The 5,950-nt window shown below is 68.5% G+C and carries 7 protein-coding genes; 1 reads left to right on the plus strand and 6 read right to left on the minus strand.

Annotation, left to right across the window (positions count from 1 at the left end; translation table 11 throughout):
- Positions 1 to 40: 40 nt before the first annotated feature.
- Entirely contained in the window at positions 41 to 937 is an 897-nt protein-coding gene (locus AC6LJ5_RS29725; RefSeq protein ID WP_103271852.1) for a phytanoyl-CoA dioxygenase family protein, read from the minus strand.
- A 225-nt stretch (positions 938 to 1,162) separates the two neighbouring features.
- Here AC6LJ5_RS29725 and AC6LJ5_RS29730 point away from each other — a divergent pair, with 225 nt between their 5' ends.
- Positions 1,163 to 1,462: an acylphosphatase gene (locus AC6LJ5_RS29730; RefSeq protein WP_103271851.1), complete on the plus strand. Its 300-nt coding sequence runs from the start codon at positions 1,163 to 1,165 to the stop codon at positions 1,460 to 1,462.
- A gap of 113 nt (positions 1,463 to 1,575) precedes the next feature.
- Here the strand turns inward: AC6LJ5_RS29730 and AC6LJ5_RS29735 are convergent, their stop codons facing one another.
- The 5 genes from AC6LJ5_RS29735 to AC6LJ5_RS29755 form a co-directional block, all read right to left on the minus strand.
- The gene (locus AC6LJ5_RS29735; protein ID WP_498142389.1) at positions 1,576 to 2,481 is read right to left on the minus strand and encodes an EamA family transporter; all 906 of its coding nucleotides are present in this window, start codon (positions 2,479 to 2,481) and stop codon (positions 1,576 to 1,578) included.
- 98 nt (positions 2,482 to 2,579) lie between these two features.
- Positions 2,580 to 3,638 carry a threonine aldolase family protein gene (locus AC6LJ5_RS29740; RefSeq protein ID WP_103271849.1) on the minus strand — a complete coding sequence of 353 codons (1,059 nt, stop codon included), beginning with the start codon at positions 3,636 to 3,638 and terminating at the stop codon, positions 2,580 to 2,582.
- 5 nt (positions 3,639 to 3,643) lie between these two features.
- Positions 3,644 to 4,378 (minus strand): amino acid ABC transporter ATP-binding protein, encoded by a 735-nt coding sequence (locus tag AC6LJ5_RS29745; protein WP_103271848.1) that lies wholly within the window; start codon positions 4,376 to 4,378, stop codon positions 3,644 to 3,646.
- Positions 4,379 to 4,421: 43 nt separating this feature from the next.
- Complete coding sequence (locus tag AC6LJ5_RS29750; protein WP_392413848.1) at positions 4,422 to 5,111, minus strand: amino acid ABC transporter permease; 690 nt, start codon at positions 5,109 to 5,111, stop codon at positions 4,422 to 4,424.
- Positions 5,112 to 5,120: 9 nt separating this feature from the next.
- Entirely contained in the window at positions 5,121 to 5,870 is a 750-nt protein-coding gene (locus tag AC6LJ5_RS29755; protein ID WP_498142390.1) for an amino acid ABC transporter permease, read from the minus strand.
- Positions 5,871 to 5,950: the final 80 nt, after the last annotated feature.

Consider the following 5,950-nt stretch of genomic DNA (forward strand, 5'->3'; position numbering starts at 1 on the left):
GGGCGGCCGGGCGCCGGGCTTGCCGGCGCGCCGGACCGCGTCAGCGTGGCCAGACCTTGTTGACCGCGCGGATGGTGGCCCAGGCCAGCCAGCGCGGGCTGGTCAGGCGGATGGCCGGCAGGCGCCGCACCAGGTCCACCGCCAGGCCGCCGCGGCGATGCCATTCCTTCTTGCGCGTCTGGCTGTCGGTCCAGCGGCCTTCCAGCCACGGGAACTCGCGGCGTCCCGGCTTGTACACGGGCGGCGTGTTGTAGATCAGGATGTAGGCCAGCCTGGGCGCGTCGGAGGTATTGGCGCCGGTGTGATGCAGCGTGCGCGCGTCGTGCACCGTGCAGCCGCCCGGCGCCAGCGGCTCGGCCACGGCCAGATCGCGGGCGAAGTCGCCGCAGCATTCCAGCGGGTGCAGATGCTTGTCGCCGCCGGGCGAGCGATGCTCCAGCACGTCCCATTTGTTGGACCCGGGGATGAACTGCATGCAGCCGTTCTCCAGCGTGGCCGGCTGCAGCGCCAGCCAGATGCTCAGCTCCTTGTAGACGAAGTCGGGCGAGCGGAAGGCCTCGTCCTGGTGCCAGGGCGTCTCGGGCCCGCCCCCGCCCGGCTTGAGCAGCGCGTGCTCGCCATACAGCGCCGCGTCCGGCCCCAGCAGCTGGCGCGCCATCGCCAGGGTGCGGGCGTGGTACGTCGTCTTCAGCAGGTCGGGGGCATAATGGCGCGGATCGTGCAGGCTGGGAAACCGCGCCGGCCTGGAAGGATCGTCCCGGCTGATGAAGTCGTACTGCGCGCCCTCGTTGTAGCCCGTCCTGTTCTCGAACATGTCCATCAGCGTGGCGCGTATGTAGCCCACTTCGTCCTGCGGGCAGATGCCGTCCAGGGCCAGGTAGCCCTGCTCTCGGTAACGCGCTGTCTCTGCTTCCGACAACAGACTGGTCTCTTCCATAATGGCCTCTCCAAGCTCGTTCACGAATGGGTATGCGGGGGTTACTGCATCGATATCCAAGGCGGGCGCGCCGACGCGGCCTGGCCCAGGCCGGGGCGGCGCGCAATATGCTTGACACATGCACTAACGTATCGCTTCGATGCCCGGCGGCCCATAGACCATCCGCATTAGCCCCTAGCGGCGACGGGCCGGCGCTGTTGCGACGCATCATCTGAAGGAAGAAACATGCAAGACCCCCATCACCCGGACACCCATCTGGAAACCGTCCACGTCACCGTCAGCGGCAAGGTGCAGGGCGTCGGCTACCGCCATGCCACGGTCCGGCGCGCCCATCTGCTGGGCGCGCGCGGCTGGGTGCAGAACATGGAGGACGGCACGGTCGAGGCCCTGGTGCAGGGCACGCCCGACCAGGTCGACCACATGCTGGAATGGCTGCGGCGCGGCCCGCCGGGCGCCTGGGTGGCCGAGATCGTCACGCGCCGGGAGTACACCGACAAGCGCTACATCCGCTTCGAGCAGCTGTAGGACCGCGCCGCCACGCCGGGCGGCTTAGTCCCGGCGGTGGATGGGCCCACGCGGCACGGGCGCGGACAGGGAATTGTCAGCATGGCCGGCGCGCCGGCAGGCGCGCGACCTGATCAGCGGCCGCGGATCCAGCGCCCGCCAAGCTGGTTGACGATCAGGCCCGCCAGCACCCCGGCGGCGCCCAGCCATTGCAGCGGCATCAGCGCCTCGCCATAGGCGGCGGCCGCCGCCGACAGACCCACCACCGGCACCAGCAGCGAGAACGGCGCGATCTTCGCGGCCGGATGGCGCGTCAGCAGGCGCGTCCACAGCGTATAGGCCACCAGCGTCGCCAGCACCGCCAGGTACAGCACCGACAGCGCCTCGCCCCAGCCCATGCCGGCGAGCATGCCCAGCACCGGCTCCCAGCCGTCGATCAGCACCGCCAGCAGCAGGAAGGGCAGCACCGGCGCCAGGCTGCTCCAGGCGATGAACGCGAAGGGGTCGTAGCCGGGCGCACGGTTGCTGGCCAGACGCACGATGATGTTCGACACCGCCCACATGAAGGCCGCGCCCAGCGTCAGGACGAAACCGATCATGGTCATCTGGCCCGGTCCGTCGCCACGGCCCAGCGCGATCACGGCCAGGCCCAGCGCGGCCACGCCCAACCCGATCCAGTGATGCCGGCGCGCGCGTTCGCGCAGCAGCGGAGCGGCCAGCAGCAGCGTGAAGAAGGCCTGCGTCTGGATCACCAGCGAGGCCATGCCGGCGGGCATGCCGGCCTGCAGCGCCACGAACAGCAGCCCGAACTGGCCCAGGCCCTGCGCCAGGCCATAAGCCGCGATCCAGCGCCAGGGCAGCGTGGGCGGGCGCACGAACAGGATCAGGGGAAAGGCCGCCAGCGCGAAGCGCAGCGCGCCGAGCATCATCGGCGACAGGCCCTTGAGGCCCGTTTTCATGACGACGAAATTCAGGCCCCAGATCACCACCACGGCGAGCGCGCAGAGGTAATCCTTGCGGGTGAGGGAGGGGGGAGACATGCGGCATTATCGCATCGCCCGCGTGTCGGCAGGCGATGCAATCGACGAGGAAATCCGCGTCGCAACCCAGGCCGCAAGCGGCTCCGGGAAGAGCCGGTTCAGCTGGCCTGCAGCACCCGGCCGAAGGCTTGCACGGCGCGGTCGATGTCGGCCGCGCCGATGTGGCGATGGGTCACGCAGCGCAGCCGCGTCACGCCCCAGGGGCGGGTCAGCACGCCCTCGGCCGCCAGGGCCTGGACCCACTGCGCGTTGCCCATGCCGGAGTCGGCGGTCTCGACCTGCACGATATTGGTCTGCGGCACGGTGGCCGACAGGCGCGGGTGCAGGCGGTTCAGTCCCTCGCTCAGCCGCGCGGCGGTGGCGTGATCCTCGGCCAGCCGGCCGCCCATGGTCTGCACGGCCTCCAGTCCGGCCGCGCCCATGATGCCGGCCTGGCGCTGCGCGCCGCCCAGCATGCGGCGCAGCGTGCGGGCCTTGGCGAGTAGCGGGCGCGGCCCGGCCAGCACCGCGCCGACCGGCGCGCTCAGGCCCTTGGACAGGCACAGCGACACAGTGTCGGCGTGCTGCGCGATGTCCAGCGGCGTGACGCCCAGCGCCACGGCGGCGTTGTACATGCGCGCCCCGTCCAGGTGCACCGAGATGCCGCGGCTGTTGGCCATGCCGTACACCGACCGCATGTGGTCCAGCGGCAGCACGGTGCCGCCGGCGTTGTTGTGCGTGGTCTCCATCGCCACCAGCGAGGTCTTCAGGCGCATCCCTTCGGTCAGCAGCGCCTCTTCGAGCCGGTTCAAGTCCATGGCGCCGTCCGCGCCCGGCACACAGTGATAGAACACGCCGGTGAAGGTGGCCGCGCCGCGCTCGGAGGTGTACATGTGCGCGGTGGACTCCAGGATGACCTGCTCATTGCGCTGCGTCTGCGCCAGCACGGCCAGCAGGTTGGCCATGGTGCAGCTGGGCACGAACAGCCCGGCCTGCTTGCCCAGCTGCGCCGCGACGTAGGCTTCCAGCTCGCGCACGGTGGGATCGCCATCCAGCGCGTCATCGCCGATCGGCGCGCCGCGCATGCGCTCGTACATGGCCTCGGTGGGCAGGGTGACGGTATCGCTGCGCAGGTCGACGGCGTTGGCGGGGCGTGGGGCGAAGGTTTGCTCGGTCATGACTTTCAGTGCTGGAGAATTTTGGAAAGAAACTGACGCGTGCGCGGCGCACGCTCCTCGACATTGCCGAAGAACTGCTCTTTCGGGCAGTCCTCGACGATCTTGCCGCCGTCCATGAAGATGACGCGGTCGGCGACGCGGCGGGCGAATCCCATTTCATGGGTCACCACCATCATGGTCATGCCTTCGCCGGCCAGGTCCGTCATCACGTCCAGCACCTCGTTGACCATCTCGGGGTCCAGCGCCGAGGTCGGCTCGTCGAACAGCATGACCACCGGATCCATCGACAGCGCGCGCGCGATCGCCACGCGCTGCTGCTGACCGCCGGACAACTCGCCGGGATGCTTGTCCTTATGCGCCGACAGGCCCACGCGCTCCAGCAGCGCCAGCGCGCGCTGGCGCGCCTCGTCGCGGCCGCGGCCCAGCACCTTGACCTGGCCCAGGCACAGGTTCTCGGTCACGCTCAGGTGCGGGAACAGCTCGAAATGCTGGAACACCATGCCGGCCACGGAACGCAGCTTGGGCAGGTTGGTGCGCGGATCGCCCACGGAGGTGCCGTTGACGATGATCTCGCCCTGCTGGAAGGGTTCCAGCGCGTTGACGGTCTTGATCAGCGTGGACTTGCCCGAGCCGGACGGTCCGCAGACCACCACCACTTCGCCCTTGGCCACGGCGGTGGTGCAGGCATCCAGCACCTGGAAGGATCCATACCACTTGCTGACCTGCTTGATTTCTATCATCGGAGGATTCGGAGAGGCTTGCATCGTTGCACCTGTGGATAAGCTAGCGCAGCACGCGGGCGCGCTTTTCCAGCCGCTTGACCAGCCGCGAGGCGGTGAAGCAGATCAGGAAATACACCAGCGCCACGAACAGATAGAGCTCCACCAGCCGGCCGTCGCGCTGGCCGATCTTGGAGGCCGCGCCCAGGAAGTCCGTCAGCGACAGCACATACACCAGCGACGTATCCTGGAACAGGATGATGACGCGCGTGAGCAGCGCCGGGATCATGTTGCGAAAGGCCTGCGGCAGCACCACATGGCGCATGCTCTGCCACGGGCTCAACCCCAGCGCGAGGCTGGCCGAGACCTGCCCGCGCGAGATCGACTGGATGCCGGCCCGCATGATTTCGCAGAAGTAGGCGGCCTCGAACAGGGTGAAGGTGATCACCGCCGAATTGAACGCGCCCACGCGCACCGGCGTGGGCGAGCCCAGCGCCCAGGCGGCCATGTAGGGCACCAGGAAATAGAACCAGAAGATGACCAGCAGCAACGGGATGGAGCGCATCACGTTCACGTAGATGCCGGCCGGCACCGACAGCAGCTTGAAGCGCGACAGCCGCATCATGGCCAGCAGCGTGCCCAGCGCCAGCCCCATCACGGCGGCCAGCAGGGTCAGCGTCAGCGTGAACGTCATTCCCGTCTTGAACAGATAGGGAAGGGCGCTGGCGATGGCGTCGAAATCGAATTTACCCACGGCGCGCCCCTAGCGACCCTTGCCCGCCGGGCCGATCAGCCCGGGGATGGCCACGCGGCGCTCGAGCATGCGCATGCCCAGCACCACCACGCCGTTCAGAATCAGGTAGACCGCGGTCGCGGCCGAGAACGCCTCGAAGATGTGAAAGCTGAATTCCTGCATCGAGCGCGCCTGGCCGGTCAGCTCCAGCAGGCCGATGGTCAGCGCCACCGACGAATACTTGATCGTGCCCATGAACTCCGACGTCAGCGGAGGCAGCACGATGCGGTAGGCCTGCGGCAGGATGATGTAGCGGTACACCTGCGCCTCGGTCAGCCCCTGCGCGATGCCGGCCTGGAGCTGGCCGCGCGGCAGCGACTGGATGCCCGCGCGCACCTGCTCGGCCACGCGCGACGATCCATAGAAACCCAGGCACAGCACCGCCGGCAGGAACTGGCCCCAGGGCTGCGGCATCTGCTTCATGGCCACGCCCCAGGCATGCGGCAGCAGCTCGGGCAGCACGAAATACCAGAGGAACATCTGCACCAGCAGCGGGATGTTGCGGAACACCTCGACATAGGCCGCGCCGGCGAAGTTCAGCGCGCGCGAGCTTGCCGTGCGCATCACGCCCAGGCAGGAGCCCAGCAGCAGCGAGAAGACCCAGGCGATCAGGGACAGCGCCAGCGTCCACCCCACGCCGATCAGCAGCGTTTCCAGGAAGGTATGCACGCCGTCCGGCGACATGTCCAGGAATACGCTCCAGCTCCAGTTGTAATTCATGAATCCGCCTCAAGTTTCGGCGCCGGGCGGCGTGCATACCTTGCTGGAAACGGTGCTGATCGGCGTGGGGTGGACGCTGG

Source organism: Achromobacter sp. 1011791174, from assembly GCF_059760925.1.

Bases quoted from the DNA above. Each gene is read 5' to 3' on its own strand.
- AC6LJ5_RS29725 (WP_103271852.1), bottom strand. From the start codon at position 937: ATGGAAGAGACCAGTCTGTTGTCGGAAGCAGAGACAGCGCGTTACCGA.
- AC6LJ5_RS29745 (WP_103271848.1), bottom strand. From the start codon at position 4,378: ATGATAGAAATCAAGCAGGTCAGCAAGTGGTATGGATCCTTCCAGGTG.
- AC6LJ5_RS29755 (WP_498142390.1), bottom strand. From the start codon at position 5,870: ATGAATTACAACTGGAGCTGGAGCGTATTCCTGGACATGTCGCCGGAC.
- AC6LJ5_RS29735 (WP_498142389.1), bottom strand. From the start codon at position 2,481: ATGTCTCCCCCCTCCCTCACCCGCAAGGATTACCTCTGCGCGCTCGCC.
- AC6LJ5_RS29730 (WP_103271851.1), top strand. From the start codon at position 1,163: ATGCAAGACCCCCATCACCCGGACACCCATCTGGAAACCGTCCACGTC.
- AC6LJ5_RS29740 (WP_103271849.1), bottom strand. From the start codon at position 3,638: ATGACCGAGCAAACCTTCGCCCCACGCCCCGCCAACGCCGTCGACCTG.